Genomic DNA, 17,778 nt, shown 5'->3' with positions numbered 1-17,778 from the left:
CCCGGCCAGCCCCTTCGATACGGCATTTCGACAGGCTCAATGCCTACTCAGCGCGAACGGGGGTGGTTATACCCGCGCGGGAAATGCTTTAACGTTCGCCAACGCAACAGGGACGTACAACCGAAACACCATGCCTGACGATTCCAGTAGCCGCGCCGCCGATACCGGCGGCGGACGATTGTGGGCGGGCCTGCGCGGCCTGCTCTTCGGCGATGATGCGGAGCCGACGCTGCGCGACCGCATCGAGGAAGCCATCGAGGAGGAGGAGGAAGAGGGCGAGCGCCCCCGCGCCGGCGACCTGTCCGTCGTGGAGCGCCAGATGCTCCGCAACCTCCTCCATTTCGGCGAGCGCACGGTGGGCGACGTCGCCGTGCCGCGCGGCGACATCATCGCGGTTGCCGAGACGATCGATTTCGACACGCTCGTCGACACCTTCGCCGAGGCCGGCCACAGCCGCATGCCGGTCTATCGCGAAGATCTCGATCAGGTGATCGGCATGGTCCACATCAAGGACGTGTTCGCGATCCTCGCCGGCAAGGCGGCCCGGCCGCAGACCATCGCCCCGCTGATCCGCGAGCCGCGTTACGTTCCCGAATCGATGGGCGTGCTCGATCTCCTCGCCGAGATGCGCGCCAGCCGTACCCATCTCGCCATCGTGCTCGACGAATATTCCGGCACCGAAGGCCTCGTCACCATCGAGGACCTGATGGAGGAAATCGTCGGCGATATCGAGGACGAGCATGACGAGCAGGCCGACGCGCTGCTCGTGCCGCTGGGTGACGGCCTGTGGGAGGCCGACGCACGCGCCGAGCTGGAAGACGTCGCCGCCGAGATCGACCCGCGCCTCGCCGAGGTCGAGGAGGATGTCGACACGCTGGGCGGGCTCGCCTCCGTGCTGGCCGGCCACGTCCCGCAGCCGGGCGAGATCGTCGAGCATGGCAGCGGCTGGCGGCTGGAGGTTATGGGCGGCGATGCCCGCCGGGTGACGCGGCTTCGCCTCCACCCCCCGGTGGCGGAACCGGTCGAGCAGGAATAGGGTTTGGGCCGCGGCGCTGCCCGCGCCACCGGGAGATTATCGATGCGCCTGCCGCTTGCCGCTACCACGCTCGCTCTCGCGCTGATGCTGGCCGGGTGCGGCAACAATGCCAAGCTGCCGATCGAGCAGAATATGGGTCCCAGGCCCACCCTGCCCGAGCCGAGCTCATCGATGATCCCGACCGTCAACGTCGCCAAGGCGGTGGGCTGGCCAGAAGGCGCCAAGCCGAAACCGGCCCAGGGGCTGACGGTGACGCCGTTCGCCACCGGGCTCCGGCATCCGCGCTGGCTGCTGGCGCTGCCCAATGGCGACGTGCTGGTGGCCGAAACGGATGCGCCGCCCAAACCCGCTGACGGCAAGGGCATCCGCGCCTGGTTCCAGCGCCAGTTCATGAAGCGCGCCGGCTCCGGCCGCGAGGGCTCGGCCAACCGCATCACCCTGCTGCGCGACGCCGATGGCGACGGCGTCGCCGAACTCCGCTCGGTGTTCATCAGCGGCCTCAACTCGCCCTTCGGCATGACGCTGTCCGGCGACACGCTCTACGTCGCCGATACCGACGCGGTCCTCGCCTTCCCCTATGCGCCTGGCGAGACGAAGATCACGACGCCGCCCCGCAAGGTCGTCGATCTGCCGGCGGGGACGATCAATCATCACTGGACCAAGAACGTCATCGCCTCGGACGACGGCAAGCTTCTCTACGTGACGATCGGATCCAACTCGAATGTCGGCGAGAACGGCATCGCCGCCGAGGAGGGCCGCGCCGCCATCTGGGAGGTGAACGCAGCCACCGGCGCGCACCGCATCTACGCCGCCGGCATCCGCAACCCCAATGGCATGGCGTGGGAGCCGACCACCCGGATGCTGTGGACCGTCGCCAATGAGCGCGACGAGCTTGGCGGCGATCTCGTCCCCGATTATCTGACGAGCGTGCAATTCGGCGGCTTCTATGGCTGGCCGTGGAATTACTGGGGCGACAATGTCGACACCCGCGTCAAGGATCCCAAGCCCAGCGCGCTGGAGGTAGTGACCCCGCCCGACTACGCGCTCGGCTCGCACACCGCCTCGCTCGGCCTCAGCTTCGCGGCGGGCGCGGCGCTGGGTCCGCGTTTCGCCGATGGCGCGTTCATCGGCCAGCACGGCTCCTGGAACCGCAAGCCGCGCTCCGGCTACAAGGTGATCTTCGTCCCCTTCGCCAACGGCAAGCCGAACGGGATGCCGATCGACGTGCTCTCCGGCTTCCTCAATGCCGATGGCGAGGCGCAGGGCCGGCCGGTCGGCGTGACGATCGACACGCGCGGCGGCCTGCTCGTCGCGGACGATGTCGGCAACAGCGTGTGGCGCGTCTCGGCGCCCGGCGCCCGGCCGGCGCCGTCGGCGGCGCCGTCGCCGGCTCAGCCCGCCCCGGCGGCGGCTCCGCCCAAGGCCCAGATGCCGCCTTCCCGAGATTAACGGAAGATGATCGATCCGTTCAGAGGGAGGTCAAGGCGCGAATCATAATAAGGTGCGGTCAATCAAGAAAGGGAGTGACCGCCATGTTCCGCAAGACCATTCTCGGCATTGCCGCTGCTGCCGCGACGTTGGGCGGCATCGTTCCCGCCGCCGCCATTGCCGCGCCGCGCCATTACGATCGCCATTACGCGCGCGGCCATTATGACCACGGCCGCCACTATGCCGGCCGCGGCTATTATCGGGATTATCGGGGCGGTCGCTGCTACGACAAGGGCAATGGCGGTCTCGCCATCGGCGGCATCGCCGGCGGCCTGCTCGGCAACACCGTGGCCGGCCACGGCGACAAGACCCTTGGCACGGTGCTGGGTGCGGCCGGCGGCGCGCTGGTCGGCCGGGCCATCGACAAGTCCGATGGGCGGCGCTGCTAGGCTCCGCTCATAAGGAGGCCGGAGGGAGGTTGGCGGCGGGCGCCTCCATCCTCTCCCGCCATTTTACCAAGACCTCGACATTGCGCTGATGGCTAGACGTTGCGCAGGTGTGTCACGCCCCACTGGAACACCTGACGATTATTGTCCTCTTCCGCCTGGAATTGCGCCGCGCGCGACTGGGTGCTGAGGATTGGCAACCTGGTCTGCTTGGCGCGGACCATCGCCATCCACTTGTCGCGCACTGCCTTCTTCTCCGGAAATGAGCGGTAATAATCGTCGGTGAGCACTGCCACCTTCAGCGGATCGCGGGTGATCAGCTCGGTGGTCGGGTTCACCTTCGGATTATGCTTGCGCATCATCTGGAACAGCTTGACCTGGTCGTTGATGCCGGTGCCGAACGGCACTTCGGCGAGCAGGAAGCCCTGTTCATAGGGCGCCACGCCCATATCCTTCAGCGACGTCGCCTTCACATAGGGGGCGAGCTGCGCCACCGTGTAGGCGGCCTCTTCCATGAAGGCCATGTTGTTGCCCGGATCTATCAGCGAGCCGAGATATTCGCTGCTCGCCTTCTTCAGAAAGGCGACATGCTGCTCGACCTTGCGATCCTTGTGGTTCTCCAGCGCGATGGCGATCTTGTACTTCTCGGCGATCGGCAGGCACTTCATGATGATCGCGTTGGACCGTTCCAGCCATTCGTCGAACTGCTGCACCGAGGTGAAGCTGTCGTAACGGCGGCCGGAGCTGTTGGGCAGCGGCCGGCTGACGGTGCGCACCACGCTGGCGCCAAGGTCCTTGGCGATCTTGATCTGCGCCTCGAACTCCGCGAAATCCCCGTCGAGCGTGGCCGGCGGGCGGGCCTCGCCCTCATAATACATTTCCAGCTCGTCGAGCCGCTTGCGGAATTCGGGCAGCATCGTGCTCACCGCATGCTGCACGCCCCCCGCCCCCAGAGATCGGCAATAATCGAGATAGGCGACGGGATTGTCGCGCAGGCCCGCCTTCACCCCTTCCAGCCCGCGCAGATGCGCGCCCATCGCGGTGGTGGCGATGCCGCAGGGAGATTTGGGCGGCAGCGTGCCCTGCGCCACAGCCCGTTGATATGAGGTGGCAATTGCGGCGAAGGTGATCGCGCCGCCCAGGAACTCGCGCCTTGTAGACATATCACTCCCCTGAAAATCCCCGTTATCGGGGCCTATCCTCGTCACGCGGACGTTACGACAGGGGCACTCTCCTGTATAGAGTATACAGGCGCAGGATCAGTCCAGTTCGTCGATCCAGCCGGCGAGGTCGCGCAACGAGGGCAGCTCGCGGAACCGCGGATGGGCATGCGGCGGCGCCGCCGCCTCGTGCGCCCAGACCAGCGGATAAGGCACCAGCGCGGCGTGGCCACCGGCCTCCAGCGCCGGCAGCACGTCCGACTTCACGGAGTTGCCGGCCATCACCGCGCGCTCCGGGCGCACGCCGTGGCGGGCGAAGATGCGCGCATAGAGGTCTGCATGTTTTTCGCTGACGATCTCGACGCCGGAGAAATGCTCTCCAAGCCCGGAGGCGGCAAGCTTGGCCTCCTGGTGGAACAGGTCGCCCTTGGTGACGAGCACCAGCCGGCCGCGCCCGGCGAGCGCCGCCAGCGCTTCCGGCACGCCGTCCAGCGGCTCGACCGGATGGCGCATCATCTCGCGCCCGGCGGCCAGGATCTCGGCCGTGACCGCGGCCGGCAGGTCGTCCCCGGCCAGTTCCAGCGCCGTCTCCAGCATCGACAGGGTGAAGCCCTTCACCCCATAGCCGTAGATGGCGAGGTTGCGCCGCTCGGCCGCGGCCAGCCGATCGGGAATGATCGCCTCGTCGGCATAGGGCGCCACCAGTTCCGCGAAGCGCGCCTGGGTGAGGCGGAAGAAGGTCTCGTTATGCCAGAGCGTATCGTCGGCATCGAGGCAGATCAGGTCTATCGGCATGGAGCTTCCGTCAGACGGTGATGAAGGCGAGCCGGCGATCAGGTGGCGAACAGCCGTCCCATGTCGCGGAAGCTTTTGAATTCCAGCGCGTTGCCGGCCGGATCGCGGAAGAACATCGTCGCCTGCTCGCCCGGCTGGCCGGAAAAGCGGATATGCGGCGCGATGCCGAACGTCACGCCCGCCGCCTCGATCCGCGCGGCAAGCTCGTGCCAGGCATCCCATTCGAGCACCACGCCGAAGTGCGGCACCGGCACGTCATGGCCGTCGACGTCATTGGCGGCGGCGTCGGCCCGGCGCGGCCCGAGATGGGCGACGATCTGATGGCCGTACAGGTCGAAATCGATCCATGTCGCGGCGCTCCGCCCCTCCGGACAACCGAGCACGCCGCCGTAAAAGGCGCGCGCTGCATCGAGATCGTCCACCGGGAAGGCGATGTGGAAGGGGGTGAGCATGCCGCAGTCTAATCCGCCGCCGATGATTGCCCAACCTGTTTTCGGGCAGACCGCAACAGCGCCGTAACCGGCGGCTGGCAGCCGGAAGCGGCGCCGATCACGGCATGGATGGTGAATGGGGTTCAGCCCGTCAGCAAAGCCGCGCCCCCGTTACCTCCGGACCTGATCCGGGATCCATCTCCCAGCGGGCGCCGCGCCGGTAGCTCCGCCCGCTCGCCCGCCCGACGGATGTGAGTGTGCAACAGCCCTGCCACCTCTATATGAGGACGACACCGATGCGCCGCTTCCCCTGCCTCCTCGCCCTCCTCGCCGGGCTCGCCTCGGCGACGGGCTTCGCGCCGCTCGGCTGGCTGCCGGTGACCCTGCTCGCCTTCGCGCTGCTCGTCGGGCTGGTCGCGGCGGCGCCGACGCTGCGTCGCGCGCTGGCGCTCGGCTGGTGGTTCGGGCTCGGCCAGTTTGTGCTCGGCCTGAACTGGATCGCCACTGCATTCACCTATCAGGCGGCGATGCCGGCATGGCTCGGCTGGATCGCGGTGGTGCTGCTGTCGCTCTACCTCGCCGTCTATCCGGCGCTGGCGGCGGGGCTCGCGTGGCGCTGGCGGCGCCATGGTCCGGTGCCGCTCCTGCTGGCCGCAGCGTGGACGGTGACCGAATGGCTGCGCGGCACGATGTTCACCGGCTTCGCGTGGAACCCGGTCGGCGTGGTGTGGATCGACAGCTGGGTGGCGCAGGCTGCCCCGTGGATCGGCACCTTCGGCCTGTCCGCGCTGACGGTGCTGGCCGGCGGCGCGCTCCATGCCGCGTTCCGCCGCGACTGGCGCAATGCGGCGCTCGCCGCCGCCGCACCGCTGCTGGCAATGCTGGGAGGGCTGAATGTCCCGGCGGCGATCGACGCCGGCGGCGACCAGGTCCACGTCGTCCAGCCCAATATCGACCAGGACCGGCGCAACCTGCCCAGCTATGCCTATGAGGGCATTGTCGTGCTCGCGCAGCTGTCGCCACGCCCGCTGCCCGGGGCGCCGCCCCGCCTGCTGCTGTGGCCAGAGGCGGCGGTCGATTACTATCTCGAGGAAGATCCCGCCGCGCGCCACGCGCTGGCCAGCCTGCTGCGCCCCGGCGACCTGCTGCTCACCGGGGGCACCGCGCTGATCCGCGATGACGCCGGTCACGTCACCGCCGCGCGCAACAGTCTGTTCGCGATGGACGCCGCCGGTCGCATCGCCGCCCGTTACGACAAGGCGCATCTCGTCCCTTACGGCGAATATCTGCCGATGCGCCCGCTGCTCTCGGCGATCGGCCTGTCGCGGCTGGTGCCCGGCGATCTCGATTTCCTCCCCGGCCCCGGCCCGCTCTCCTACGCGCTGCCCGGCTTTGGCGATGTCGGCGTGCAGATTTGCTATGAGATCATCTTCCCCGGCGCGGTGATCGACCAGCGCCACCGCCCGGATTTCCTGTTCAACCCCTCCAATGATGCGTGGTTCGGCGCCTGGGGGCCGCCGCAGCATCTCGTCCAGGCGCGCCTGCGCGCCATCGAGGAGGGGATGACGATCGTGCGCTCCACGCCGAACGGGATCAGCGCCGTCATCGATCCCCACGGGCGGCTGGTGCGGGTTGTCCCCCGCCACGCGGCCGGCGCCATCGACATCCGCCTGCCCCGCGCCGCCGGCCCGACATTTTTCTCCCATGCGGCAAATTTTTTGTCGCTGCTGTTCGCCGTCCTGCTGGCGTTGACGGCGATTGCGGCCGGGCGCCGGGCGCGCTAAGGCACATAAGGATTTCTTTATATCACTCCCACGAGGAAGAGTGCTTCATGCGCAGCGACTATATCTTCACGTCCGAAAGCGTTTCGGAGGGGCATCCCGACAAGGTGGCCGACCAGATCTCCGATGCGGTGGTCGATCTGTTCCTGTCCAAGGACCCCGAGGCGCGCGTGGCGTGCGAGACGCTGACCACCACCAACATGGTGGTGCTGGCCGGCGAAATCCGCTGCAAGGGCGTCTACGAGAATGATCAGTGGGCCCCGGGCGCTCTGGACGAAATCGAGCAGGCGGTGCGCGATACGGTGAAGCGGATCGGTTATGAGCAGTCCGGCTTCCACTGGCAGACGTTCAATTTCTCGAACAACCTCCACGGCCAGTCCGCCCATATCGCGATGGGCGTGGACGAAAGCGGCAACAAGGATGAAGGCGCCGGCGACCAGGGCATCATGTTCGGCTATGCCACCGACGAGACGCCCGGCCTGATGCCCGCCACGCTCTATTACAGCCACAAGATCCTCGAGCGGATGGCCGACGATCGCCATTCCGGCGCCGCCCCGTTCCTGGAGCCGGACGCCAAGAGCCAGGTGACGCTGCAATATGAGAATGGCGTGCCGGTGCGTGCGACTGCGCTCGTCGTCTCCACCCAGCATTCCGCCGATCTCTCCAACGAGGCCGGCCAGGCGCGCTTGCGCGACTATGTGAAGGGCGTGTTTTCGGAAATCCTGCCGGAAGGCTGGCTGCCCGGCGACGACAAGATCTATGTGAACCCCACCGGCCTGTTCGAAATCGGCGGCCCGGACGGCGATGCCGGCCTCACCGGCCGCAAGATCATCGTCGACACCTATGGCGGCGCAGCCCCGCATGGCGGCGGCGCGTTCAGCGGCAAGGATCCGACCAAGGTCGATCGCTCGGCCGCCTATGTCGCGCGCTATCTCGCCAAGAATGTCGTTGCCGCCGGCCTCGCCAAGCGCTGCACGATCCAGCTGTCCTACGCGATCGGCATCGCCGAGCCGCTGTCGGTCTATGTCGACACCCATGGTACCGGCACGGTCGACGAGGCGAAGCTGGAGGCAGTGCTGCCGAAGCTCGTCCGGCTGACGCCGAAGGGCATTCGCGAGCATCTCAAGCTCAACAAGCCGATCTATCAGAAGTCCGCCTCCTACGGCCATTTCGGCCGCCAGCCCGATGGCGATCACTTCACCTGGGAGCGCACCGACCTCGTCGACGCGCTGAAGGCGGCGATCTGAGGCCATGGTGACGCGGCTCGTGATCCACGGCCGCGTCCAGGGCGTCTTCTATCGCGACTGGACGGTGGAGACCGCGCATGCGCTCGGTCTCGCCGGCTGGGTCCGCAACCTGCCCGACGGTACGGTCGAAGCGATGGTCGAGGGCGACGGCGCGGACGTCGAGCAGTTCATCCGCCGCTGCCACGAAGGGCCTGAACGAGCCCGCGTCGATCACATCCACCGGAGCGAGGCGGATGGCGCCGGCCTGCCACGGCCATTCGAGCGGCGATCATAATTCCGGGCGTCGTCGCCCTGGATGCTTTGCCAGGGCCCGGCAGGCTTGTTTCGCAACCTCGCCCGGATCCCGAAGCCCGTGAAGGGTGAATGGGCAGCCAGCGCCCTACCCGATCGCCACCCCGCCGAGCGCGATCCACAGCACAGATCCCGCCAGCGAGAACAGGCCGAGCAGGAACGCATAGTCCGCCAGCCGCTCCAGCCGCGCCGCCTGCGCGCGGCCCCGGCGTAGCGCCAGATAGGACAGCAGGCAGCTCGCCGTCAGGCACATCGTCGCCACCCAGGCGATTTCATCGGCATAGCTCACCCGGCTGCGGCCGGTCAGGTTGAGGCCGGTGATGATCACGAAGCTGATGCCGAGCAGGTTCGACGCGGCATTGAGGATGTGCGGTGTCTTTTCCACGATAATCTCCGGCCACGGCCCCCGCTTGACGCGCTTGAGCTTAACCCCGGTCTAACGCATTGTGCGCGTCCATCCTTGCCAGGAGGATTGATCCGATGCGTCGCCTGATCGCTCTGCCGCTCATGCTGGCTGTTGCCGGCCTCTCCGTCCCCGCCACCGCTGCCGCGCCCTGCAAGGACGCCAAGGGGCGGTTCACCAAATGCCCGGACAAGAAGCCGGCGACGACGCGCTGCAAGGACGCTAAGGGCAAGTTTGCCAAATGCGGCACTCCGGGCGCCAAGCCCGTCTGACCGGCAAGAACAGATCAACCCGAGGGCAAGGGCTCCGGGACGAGAGGGGGAGAGGATCAATGACGAAGGTGCGCATGGCGGCCGCCGGGCTGGCGGCCGTCACGGTGATGGCGGCCGTCCTGGCCGTGCCGTCCACGGCTCAACCGCAGCCCGGGCCGGCCGGGTTCGACGCTTTTCGCGGTGATCGCGGCTATGGCTGGGCCGGACAGACCCGATCCGAGATGCTCGCTCGCCACGGCATCGTCGCCACCAGCCAGCCGCTCGCCGCCGATGCCGGCCTCGACATCCTCAAGGCCGGCGGCAACGCCTTCGACGCCGCCGTCGCCACCGCGGCGGTGCTCAACGTCGTCGAACCCAATTCGGCCGGGCTCGGCGCCGACATGTTTGTCATCGCCTGGTCCGCCAAGGACAGGAAGCTCGTCGCGCTGGACGGCGCCGGCCGCGCGCCCGCGGGCTTCACCCCCGATCGCTTCCGCGGCAAGGGCCTGACCCGCATGCCGAATGCCGGCATCGATTCCGCGGTCGTGCCCGGCGCGGTGGATGGGTGGGACGTGCTGCTCAAGCGCTATGGCACGATGGGCTTCAAGCAGGTGCTCGAGCCTGCGGCGCGCATCGCTGAGGAAGGCTATGGGGTCACCGAGCGTATCCAGCATGAGTGGGCGGGCGCGCAGAAGCTGCTCTCGGCCGATCCGGATTCGGTGCGCACCTACCTGCCCGGCGGCAAGGCGCCGGCCATGTACCAGATCTTCCGCAACCCCGATCTCGCCCGGGCGCTGCGCCTGCTCGAGGCTGGCGGCCGCGATGTGTTCTACAAGGGCGAGATCGCGCGCGCGATCGTCGCCAAGTCGCAGGCGACCGGCGGCGCCATCACCATGGACGATCTCGCCGGCATCAGGGCGCGGTGGGTGACCCCGATCACCACCAAGTTCCACGGCTATGATCTCTACCAGATGCCGCCCAGCACCCAGGGCTTCGCGGTGCTGGAGATGATGAACGTGCTGGACGTGTGTGCGCCGAAGCTCGGCATCGCGCCGGACCCGAAGTCGGCGGCCTATTGGCACTTGATGGTCGAGGCGAAGAAGCTCGCTTATGCCGATCTCGAGCGGTGGGACGGCGACCCGGATTTCTCGAAGGTGCCCACCGACCGGCTGGTCTCCAAGGCCTATGCCGCCGAGCTTTGCGCCAGGATCGATCCGAACCACGCCAGCGCACTCAAGCCGGCGAGCGATCCGATCGGCGGCACGGTCTATATCAGCGTCGCCGACCGGTTCGGCAACGTCGTCTCGTTCATCTACAGCGTCTATGGCGAGTTCGGCTCCGGGGTGACGATCCCGGGCTACGGCTTCATCCTCAATAATCGCGCCGCGAACTTCGTGCTCGACCCGAATAGTCCGAACGTCGTCGCCCCGCGCAAGCGGCCCTTCTACACGCTGATCCCGGGTTTCGTGATGAAGGACGGCAAGCCCCTCCTCAGCTTCGGCGTGATGAGCGGCGACCAGCAGGCGCAGGGCCAGGCGCAAGTACTCGCCAACATGCTGTTGTTCGGCGCAAACCCCCAGGCGGCGAGCGACGCAGCACGCTTCTCCCATGCCCAGCGTACCAACAAGCTGGTGCTGGAATCACAACTCTACGCCGCGATCGGCGAAAAGCTGAAGGCGATGGGCCATGATGTCGCGCCCGGCAACGGCGTGCGCATGGGTGGATATCAGGCGATCATGATCGACCCGGAGACGGGGCTGCTGCGTGGCGGCAGCGATCACAGGAAGGACGGCGTGGCGATCGGCTACTGACGGGCAGATTAGTCAGGACGAACGGAGGAGGCGGAACGGCGCGATGTCCCCTCCCCGCTTGCGGCCGGAGGCAAAGCGCGTCATGTCGGACGCGGATCAACCCCCGACACGGCTCCAATGGCGGAAAACCCGGTTTTCTATGATGCTTCCGGCCGCAGGCGCCGGCGCTTCGGCGTCGCGGTGGTGGCGTTCGCGCTGTTGCTGCTGCTCGCCACGGCTGCGTTTGCGATCACGATCCTCGAAGTGGTGCCGCAGCGCCAGCTGCCCTTCACGACCGAGCGCACCCCGCTTCACCGCCCGACGGGCAATGACGATTTCCTGCATCGCTCGAATCGCTCGCTCCGCCATGCCGCACGCTATGCCGAGCGGCTGTTCACCGGCAGCCGCCCGGCGACCACCGGCACGAGGCCGCTGGCCATGGCCTTTCACACCCCGTGGGACGAAGGATCGGCAGCCTCGCTGCGCCGCCATATCGACGATCTCGACTGGCTGATGCCGGGCTGGCTGTCGATCACCGGCCCCGATCACCACGTCACCCTGTTTCCGGACGCGAAGGGCCGCGCGATCATCAACCAGGCCGCGCATCGCCCGTTGCTGCTGCCGATGGTCCAGAATGCACTGCAAGGCGACTGGGACACCAAGGGCGCGACCGCGATGCTGCACGATCCGGCGCAGCGCAGGCTCGCGCTGGATCGGGTCGAGGCGCTGCTGGTCGAGGTCAGGGCCGATGGCGCCTTCTTCGATTTCGAGGACCTGCCGCTCTCCGCCCAGTCTGATTACCGCCAGTTCCTCGCCGAGGCACGCGCGCGCTTTGCCAGGCGCAAATGGATCGTCGCCATCGCCGTGCCGGCCGAGAATCCCGACTGGAACCTCGCCCAATATGCCAAGGTCGCCGACAAGCTGTTCCTGATGGCTTATGACGAGCATTATCAGGGCGGCGATCCGGGGCCGATCGCGTCCCAGCGCTGGTTTCAGGGGGTCGTCGCCAACGCCGCGCGGGTGGTGCCGGCGAACCAGCTCGTCGTCTGCATCGCATCCTACGCCTATGACTGGAAGAAGGGCGGCGACACCGACGCGCTTTCCGTCGAGGAAGCGTGGCTGAACGCGCGCGAATCCGACGTCGTGCCGCGCTACGACAGGGCGAGCGGCAATAGCGGCTTCGCCTATGACGAAGGCGAGGTCCATCACGAGGTGTGGGTCGCAGACGCGGCGATGGCCTATAACCAGATGGCGGTGCTGAACCGCGCCGGCGTGCACGCGATGGCGCTGTGGCGCTTGGGCAGCGAGGATCCGTCGATCTGGACGATTTTCGGCCGCCATCGCCGCCCACTGCCGCCGCCCCAGGCGATCCAGACCATCCCGGCCGGCACCAATGTCGATATCGAGGGCGCCGGCGAGATCCTGCGCATCGGCGCGACCCCGGTCACCGGCCAGCGCACCGTCACCACGACCAGGGACGGGATGATCGACAATGTCCGCTTCGATCGCCTGCCCTCGCCCTGGCAGGTGCAGCGTACCGGCTATCGTCCGGGTTATGTCGCGCTCACCTTCGACGACGGGCCGGACCCGGTGTGGACGGCGCCGATCCTCGATGTGCTCAAGGCGAACGGCGTCCACGCCACCTTCTTCATGATCGGCGAGAACGGCCTTACCGAGCGCGGGCTGCTGCGCCGGCTGCTCGCCGAGGGGCATGAGGTGGGCAGCCATACCTATACCCACCCCAATCTTGCCCATGCCACGATGCGCGAGACCCGGCTGGAGCTGAACGCCACGCAGCGGCTGTTCCAGGCGTTTACCGGCCATTCGCTGCGCCTGTTCCGCGCGCCCTATTTCGGCGACGCCGAGCCGAGCACCGCGGACGAGGTCGGCCCCGTCTATGCCGGGCAGCAGCTCGGCTATCTTTCCGTCGGCCTTCACGTCGATCCGGACGACTGGAAGCGGCCGGGCGTACAGGCGATCATCGACCGCACCATCGAGGGCGTCGAGGATTCCAGCGAGGAGCATAGCGGCAATATCGTCCTGCTTCACGATTCCGGCGGCAATCGCGACCAGACGCTGGCTGCGCTCCCCACCCTCATCAAGGCGCTCAAGCAGCGCGGCTACAAGTTCGCTACCGTGTCCCAGCTCGCCGGCCTGCCGCCCGGCATGGCCAACCCGCCCATCTCCTCGTCCGATCGGCTGGCGGCGCAGGCGGACCTCGGGCTGTTCCTGGTCCTCGGCTGGCTGACCATCGCCATCAAATGGCTGTTCATCGTCGCGATCACGCTCGGCATCCTGCGCGCCATCGCGCTGTCCGGCCTCGCCCTGGTGCAGGCGCGCCGGGAATCGCGAACCCTGTTCCCCGCGATCGACCCCGCGCGCCACGTCACCGTGCTGATCCCCGCCTTCAACGAGGAGCGGGTGATCGAGCGCGCCGTTCGCCGGGTCCTGGACAGCCGCGACGTGGCGGTTGACGTGATCGTCATCGACGATGGCTCGAAGGATCGCACCAGCGCGGTCGTCGCCGAGGCCTTCGCCGATGAGCCGCGGGTCAAGCTGCTCACCCTCGAAAATGGCGGCAAGGCGCGCGCGCTCAACACCGCGCTCATGCAGGTCGAGAGCGAGATCGTCATCGCGCTCGACGCCGACACGCAGTTCGAGCCGAACACCATCGCCCGCCTCGCCCGCTGGTTCGACGATCCCGCGCTCGGCGCCGTCGCCGGCAACGCCAAGGTCGGCAACCGCGTCAACCTCGTCACCTGCTGGCAGGCGCTGGAATATATCACCGCCCAGAATCTGGAGCGGCGCGCGCTGGCCCGGCTTGATGCGATGACGGTCGTGCCCGGCGCCGTCGGCGCGTGGCGCACCGCCACGCTGCGCGAGGTCGGCGGCTATCCCACCGATACGCTGGCCGAGGATCAGGACCTGACCATCGCCATCCAGCGCGCCGGCTGGAAGGTGCATTATGATCAGTACGCGGTCGCCTGGACGGAGGCCCCCGAGAGCTTCAAGGCGCTCGCCAAACAGCGTTTCCGCTGGGCGTTCGGCACGCTGCAATGCCTGTGGAAGCATCGTGGCGCCATTTCCAGCGGCCGGCCGCCGGGCCTCGCCCGCATCGGCCTGCCGCAGGCGATCGTGTTCCAGCTCTTCCTCGCCGCGATCTCGCCGATCATCGACCTCGCCCTGATCATCTCGATGCTGGAGACGTGGGCGAAGGTCCACGAACATGGCTGGGCGCAGACCTCCACGGATCTCGGCCGCATGCTAACCTATTGGCTGGTGTTCACCGCCATCGACGTGCTCGCTGCGACCATCGCGTTCGCGCTGGAGCGGCGCGAGAGATGGCGGCTGCTCTGGCTGCTCATTCCGCAGCGCATCGGTTACCGTCAGGTGATGTATTATGTCGTGGTGAAGGCGATCGTGCAGGCGCTGCGCGGCCCCTGGGTCGGCTGGGGCAAGCTGGAGCGCTCGGGCCGGGTGGCGGCCGGCTGAGCTTCCGTTGACCCCTGACGACGAGTGGGTCAGCCTGCGCCAGCCCTCGCCCGCCCCCCTCCCCGACAGGGGGAGGAACTAGGCGCGCACCGCCGTGCCGACCAGCTTGTGCAGTCGGGAGTGAAGCTGGTCGTTGGCCGCCAGGAACTCCCGCCGGTCGATCGCCTTGTCGCCGCCGCGGAAGTCGGTGACGTAGCCGCCTGCCTCGCGGACCAGCAGCATGCCCGCCGCGACGTCCCAGATGTCGAGGTCCTGTTCCCAGAAGCCGTCGAACCGGCCCGCCGCGACCCAGGCGAAGTCGAGCGTCGCCGCGCCGAAGCGGCGGATCGCCGACACTTCGGGCGAGATGGCGCGGAAGATGCGCTGCCACTGCTCGGGATCGCCGCGGCCAAGATGGGGGATGCCGGTGGCGATCATCGATTCGGTAAGGTCGCGTCGCGCCGACACGCGCAGGCGCCGGTCCTGCAGCCACGCCCCCCGGCCCTTCTCGGCCCAGAAGGTCTCGTCGGTGAGCGGCTGGTAGATCAGCCCCTGCGTCACCTCGCCGCGCCCGCCCGCGCGCGGCTCTTCCACCGCGATCGAAATGGCGAAGTGCGGCACGCCGTGGAGGAAGTTGGAGGTGCCGTCGAGCGGATCGACGATCCAGCGCGGCTTGGTGGGGTCGCCCTCCACCACGCCGCCTTCCTCCATCACGAAGCCCCAGTCGGGCCGTGCGTGCTTCAGCTCCTCGAAGATCGTCTGCTCGGCGCGCTTGTCGGCCATGGACACGAAGTCCGCCGGCCCCTTGCGCGATACCTGCAGGGCATCGACCTCGTTGAAGTCGCGACGCAGCCGCGGCGCCGCCTTGCGGGCCGCTTTCTGCATGACGGTGATGAGGCCGGAGTGCGCAACCATCTGATCAATCCGCCCGGCGGACATATTCCTGGGCATAGACATCGACGACGATGCGCGTGCCCGCGGAAATATGCGGCGGCACCATCACGCGCACGCCATTGTCCAGCACCGCCGGCTTGTAGGACGAAGACGCCGTCTGGCCCTTCACCACGGCATCGGCCTCGACGATGGTCGCCTCGATCGTGTCGGGCAGCTGCACCGAGATCGGGCGCTCCTCATAGAGCTCCATCACCACGTCCATGCCATCCTGGAGGAAGGCGGCCGCGTCACCGAGCATGTCCGCCGGCAGCGACACCTGGTCGTAATTGTCCTTGTCCATGAAAGTGAGCTGGTCGCCCTCGCGGAACAGGAACTGGAAGTCCTTGGTGTCGAGCCGCACCCGCTCCACCGTCTCGGCCGAGCGGAAGCGCACGTTCGTCTTGCGCCCGTCGATCAGGTTCTTCATCTCGACCTGCATATAGGCGCCGCCCTTGCCGGGCTGCGTATGCTGGATCTTGACGGCCTTCCACAGGCCCTTCTCATATTCGATGATGTTGCCGGGACGGATGTCCACGCCGCTGATCTTCATGGGAGTCTCGCGAGGTTGAAAGAGCAGTGCGGCGCTCTAGCCGCTGGCGCGCCCGGCGGCAACTGCGGTCTGAATCCAATAAGGGCGACAGCCGTGACGGGGCGGGTTCCCGCCTAGTGGGTCAACAGCGGATAGGGATTGATCCCCGTCCCCTGCCACCAGCCCTCGCCCGGCGCCATGCGATGCACCTCGAAGTGGAGGTGCGGCGCCTCCGGGCTGGCGTCGCCGGTGGAGCCGACGAAGGCGATCGGGGTCCCTGCCGCCACCGTCACACCCTCGGCGATGCCCGGAGCATAACGATCGAGATGGGCATAATAAGTAATCGTCCCGCCGTCGCGGGTGCGCAGGTAAAGCGTGTGGCCGCCAAGCTTGCTGTCGAACAGCTTCTCGACCGTGCCCGCCGTCGCCGCCAGCACCGGCGTGCCGGCCGGCGCCATGATGTCGATCGCGCCGTGGCCGCGCGCGCCGTCGCCGCGTTCGTCGCCGAAGGTGTCGGCGAGCTGTTCGGCACGCACCCCGGCCACCGGCAAGACGAGGCCGGCATCTGCAACCCCCGCGGCCGGGGCGGCGGCAGCCCGCCGCGACCCGGCCGCCGGAGCGGAGGCCGGTCCGACGCGCAGGATCGCGAGGCTGCCGGCCGCCAGCAGCAGGAAGAACAGCAGCATCGTCATCCCGAGCCGGTTCACCGCCTCATTCCCGGAACAGCGCCGGTGTGCCGGGCTTCACCATCAACGACAGGCGCGCCGCGTCCCAGTTGGTCAAACGGATGCAGCCATGGCTTTCGGTGCGGCCGATCTTCTCGGGGTTTGGCGTGCCGTGGATGCCGTAATGCTCCTTGGAGATGTCCAGCCAGACCACCCCCACCGGGCCGTTCGGGCCGGGTGGCAGCCTGGCCTTGCCCTCATTGGAGTCCGCATCCCAGAACAGCGCCGGGTTATAGTGGAACGGCGGATTATATGCCGCGCCCTTGATCGTCCAGCCGCCCAGCGGCAGCGGATCATGCTCGCTGCCCATCGTCGCCGGGAACTGGGCGACGAGCCTGTCATCCTCGTCATAGACCTTGAGCGCGCCTTCGGACTTGTCGACGACGATGCGCGCCGCCACCGGCGATCTGGCATCGACATTGAGGTCGGACAGCGTCTGCCGCCAGTTCGCGTCGAGCTTCTCGGGATAGCTGCGCGACTGCGGCAGGACATTGGGGAAGCGCAGCTTCGCGCCCGCCGCCGGGCGGAAGCGGCCGCCATTGAGCGCCGCCAGCGTCGCCGGGGTGGTATGGAATTTCTCGGCCAGCTTCTCGGAAAGATCGGCATAGCCGAGCGTCGGCAGCTTGGCCTGCTCGGCCATGTCGTCGGGCAATGGACCGACGAACGGGCCGGCGGCGTCGGCCTGCGTCACCACCAAAGTCCGCAGCGGCCGGATCGACCGCCAATTGGCGAGCGCGGCCATCGTCGGCCGGTCCATGTCGCCGGTTTCGGACAGGCCCCGCGCCGACTGAAAGCCGCGCAGCGCCAGCTTCAGCGACTGGCCCGGCTTGCCGTCGATCACGCCCGGCGAGAAACCGAGATGATCGAGGATCACCTGGATGTGCATGATGTCCATCGAAAGCGCGGCCGGCGGCGCCCCCTTCTGCGCGGCCGCGATCGCCGGTGCCGACATCGCCAATCCGATCAGCGCCACGGCGCCGAGGCGCGGAATCCGCTTCGTCATCCGGTCTCCCTTCTTCTGCAGGCGGGAAACGCGGCAGGCTCGTTCAGTTTCCGAAACG

17 protein-coding genes are annotated in these 17,778 nt (G+C 67.7%); 9 read left to right on the top strand and 8 right to left on the bottom strand.

The features are described from left to right. Window positions 1-130 precede the first annotated feature (130 nt). The 3 genes from KOF26_RS14895 (at window position 131) to KOF26_RS14885 (ending at window position 2,913) form a co-directional block, all read left to right on the top strand. Window positions 131-1,036, top strand: a complete 906-nt coding sequence (locus KOF26_RS14895) for a hemolysin family protein (RefSeq protein ID WP_216326685.1) — start codon at window positions 131-133, stop codon at window positions 1,034-1,036. 42 nt (window positions 1,037-1,078) lie between these two features. After that, window positions 1,079-2,485, top strand: a complete 1,407-nt coding sequence (locus KOF26_RS14890) for a PQQ-dependent sugar dehydrogenase (protein WP_216326683.1) — start codon at window positions 1,079-1,081, stop codon at window positions 2,483-2,485. A gap of 83 nt (window positions 2,486-2,568) precedes the next feature. After that, a complete protein-coding gene (locus KOF26_RS14885; RefSeq protein ID WP_216326681.1) occupies window positions 2,569-2,913 on the top strand; it encodes a glycine zipper 2TM domain-containing protein in 345 nt (114 codons plus the stop codon). Between the two features lie 92 nt (window positions 2,914-3,005). On the opposite strand, the gene KOF26_RS14880 is transcribed toward KOF26_RS14885, so the two are convergent. The 3 genes from KOF26_RS14880 to KOF26_RS14870 form a co-directional block, all read right to left on the bottom strand. Continuing rightward, entirely contained in the window at window positions 3,006-4,073 is a 1,068-nt protein-coding gene (locus tag KOF26_RS14880) for a sugar phosphate isomerase/epimerase family protein (RefSeq protein ID WP_216326678.1), read from the bottom strand. Window positions 4,074-4,169: 96 nt separating this feature from the next. Beyond that, window positions 4,170-4,865, bottom strand: coding sequence for an HAD family hydrolase (locus KOF26_RS14875; RefSeq protein ID WP_216326676.1), 696 nt, complete (start codon window positions 4,863-4,865; stop codon window positions 4,170-4,172). A 38-nt stretch (window positions 4,866-4,903) separates the two neighbouring features. Then, window positions 4,904-5,317 carry a VOC family protein gene (locus tag KOF26_RS14870; RefSeq protein ID WP_216326673.1) on the bottom strand — a complete coding sequence of 138 codons (414 nt, stop codon included), beginning with the start codon at window positions 5,315-5,317 and terminating at the stop codon, window positions 4,904-4,906. A gap of 275 nt (window positions 5,318-5,592) precedes the next feature. Between KOF26_RS14870 and lnt the strand changes: the two genes are divergently transcribed. From lnt to KOF26_RS14855, 3 genes are read left to right on the top strand one after another with little or no spacing between them, the layout of a single operon-like run. Next, window positions 5,593-7,080 carry an apolipoprotein N-acyltransferase gene (gene lnt, locus KOF26_RS14865; protein WP_216326671.1) on the top strand — a complete coding sequence of 496 codons (1,488 nt, stop codon included), beginning with the start codon at window positions 5,593-5,595 and terminating at the stop codon, window positions 7,078-7,080. Window positions 7,081-7,127: 47 nt separating this feature from the next. Next, window positions 7,128-8,324 carry a methionine adenosyltransferase gene (gene metK, locus KOF26_RS14860; protein WP_216326668.1) on the top strand — a complete coding sequence of 399 codons (1,197 nt, stop codon included), beginning with the start codon at window positions 7,128-7,130 and terminating at the stop codon, window positions 8,322-8,324. A 4-nt stretch (window positions 8,325-8,328) separates the two neighbouring features. After that, window positions 8,329-8,598 (top strand): acylphosphatase, encoded by a 270-nt coding sequence (locus KOF26_RS14855; protein ID WP_216326665.1) that lies wholly within the window; start codon window positions 8,329-8,331, stop codon window positions 8,596-8,598. A 105-nt stretch (window positions 8,599-8,703) separates the two neighbouring features. Here the strand turns inward: KOF26_RS14855 and KOF26_RS14850 are convergent, their stop codons facing one another. Beyond that, on the bottom strand, window positions 8,704-9,000 hold the full coding sequence (locus KOF26_RS14850; RefSeq protein ID WP_216326663.1) for a hypothetical protein: 297 nt from the start codon (window positions 8,998-9,000) through the stop codon (window positions 8,704-8,706). Window positions 9,001-9,095: 95 nt separating this feature from the next. On the opposite strand from KOF26_RS14850, the gene KOF26_RS14845 reads away from it, so the two are divergent. The 3 genes from KOF26_RS14845 to KOF26_RS14835 all read left to right on the top strand — a co-directional run bounded on the left by KOF26_RS14845 (window position 9,096) and on the right by KOF26_RS14835 (window position 14,551). After that, window positions 9,096-9,290, top strand: a complete 195-nt coding sequence (locus tag KOF26_RS14845) for a hypothetical protein (protein WP_216326660.1) — start codon at window positions 9,096-9,098, stop codon at window positions 9,288-9,290. 59 nt (window positions 9,291-9,349) lie between these two features. Then, entirely contained in the window at window positions 9,350-11,080 is a 1,731-nt protein-coding gene (ggt, locus tag KOF26_RS14840; RefSeq protein WP_253201482.1) for a gamma-glutamyltransferase, read from the top strand. Between the two features lie 117 nt (window positions 11,081-11,197). Beyond that, a complete protein-coding gene (locus KOF26_RS14835; RefSeq protein ID WP_216326658.1) occupies window positions 11,198-14,551 on the top strand; it encodes a glycosyltransferase in 3,354 nt (1,117 codons plus the stop codon). A 78-nt stretch (window positions 14,552-14,629) separates the two neighbouring features. Here KOF26_RS14835 and KOF26_RS14830 read toward each other — a convergent pair whose 3' ends face one another. The 4 genes from KOF26_RS14830 to KOF26_RS14815 all read right to left on the bottom strand — a co-directional run bounded on the left by KOF26_RS14830 (window position 14,630) and on the right by KOF26_RS14815 (window position 17,720). After that, window positions 14,630-15,445: an inositol monophosphatase family protein gene (locus KOF26_RS14830; protein ID WP_216326655.1), complete on the bottom strand. Its 816-nt coding sequence runs from the start codon at window positions 15,443-15,445 to the stop codon at window positions 14,630-14,632. Between the two features lie 4 nt (window positions 15,446-15,449). Beyond that, window positions 15,450-16,013, bottom strand: a complete 564-nt coding sequence (gene efp / locus KOF26_RS14825) for an elongation factor P (protein WP_216326653.1) — start codon at window positions 16,011-16,013, stop codon at window positions 15,450-15,452. A gap of 113 nt (window positions 16,014-16,126) precedes the next feature. Further along, complete coding sequence (locus KOF26_RS14820) at window positions 16,127-16,678, bottom strand: M23 family metallopeptidase (protein WP_435876865.1); 552 nt, start codon at window positions 16,676-16,678, stop codon at window positions 16,127-16,129. A 25-nt stretch (window positions 16,679-16,703) separates the two neighbouring features. After that, the gene (locus KOF26_RS14815; protein ID WP_253201481.1) at window positions 16,704-17,720 is read right to left on the bottom strand and encodes a L,D-transpeptidase family protein; all 1,017 of its coding nucleotides are present in this window, start codon (window positions 17,718-17,720) and stop codon (window positions 16,704-16,706) included. Window positions 17,721-17,778 lie beyond the last annotated feature (58 nt).

Source organism: Sphingomonas quercus, assembly GCF_018863195.1.
In the GTDB taxonomy this organism is placed as follows: Bacteria; Pseudomonadota; Alphaproteobacteria; order Sphingomonadales; family Sphingomonadaceae; genus Solisphingomonas; species Solisphingomonas quercus.
The sequence above is the reverse complement of the archived record's forward strand: the minus strand, read 5'-3'. Positions and strand labels throughout refer to the sequence as shown.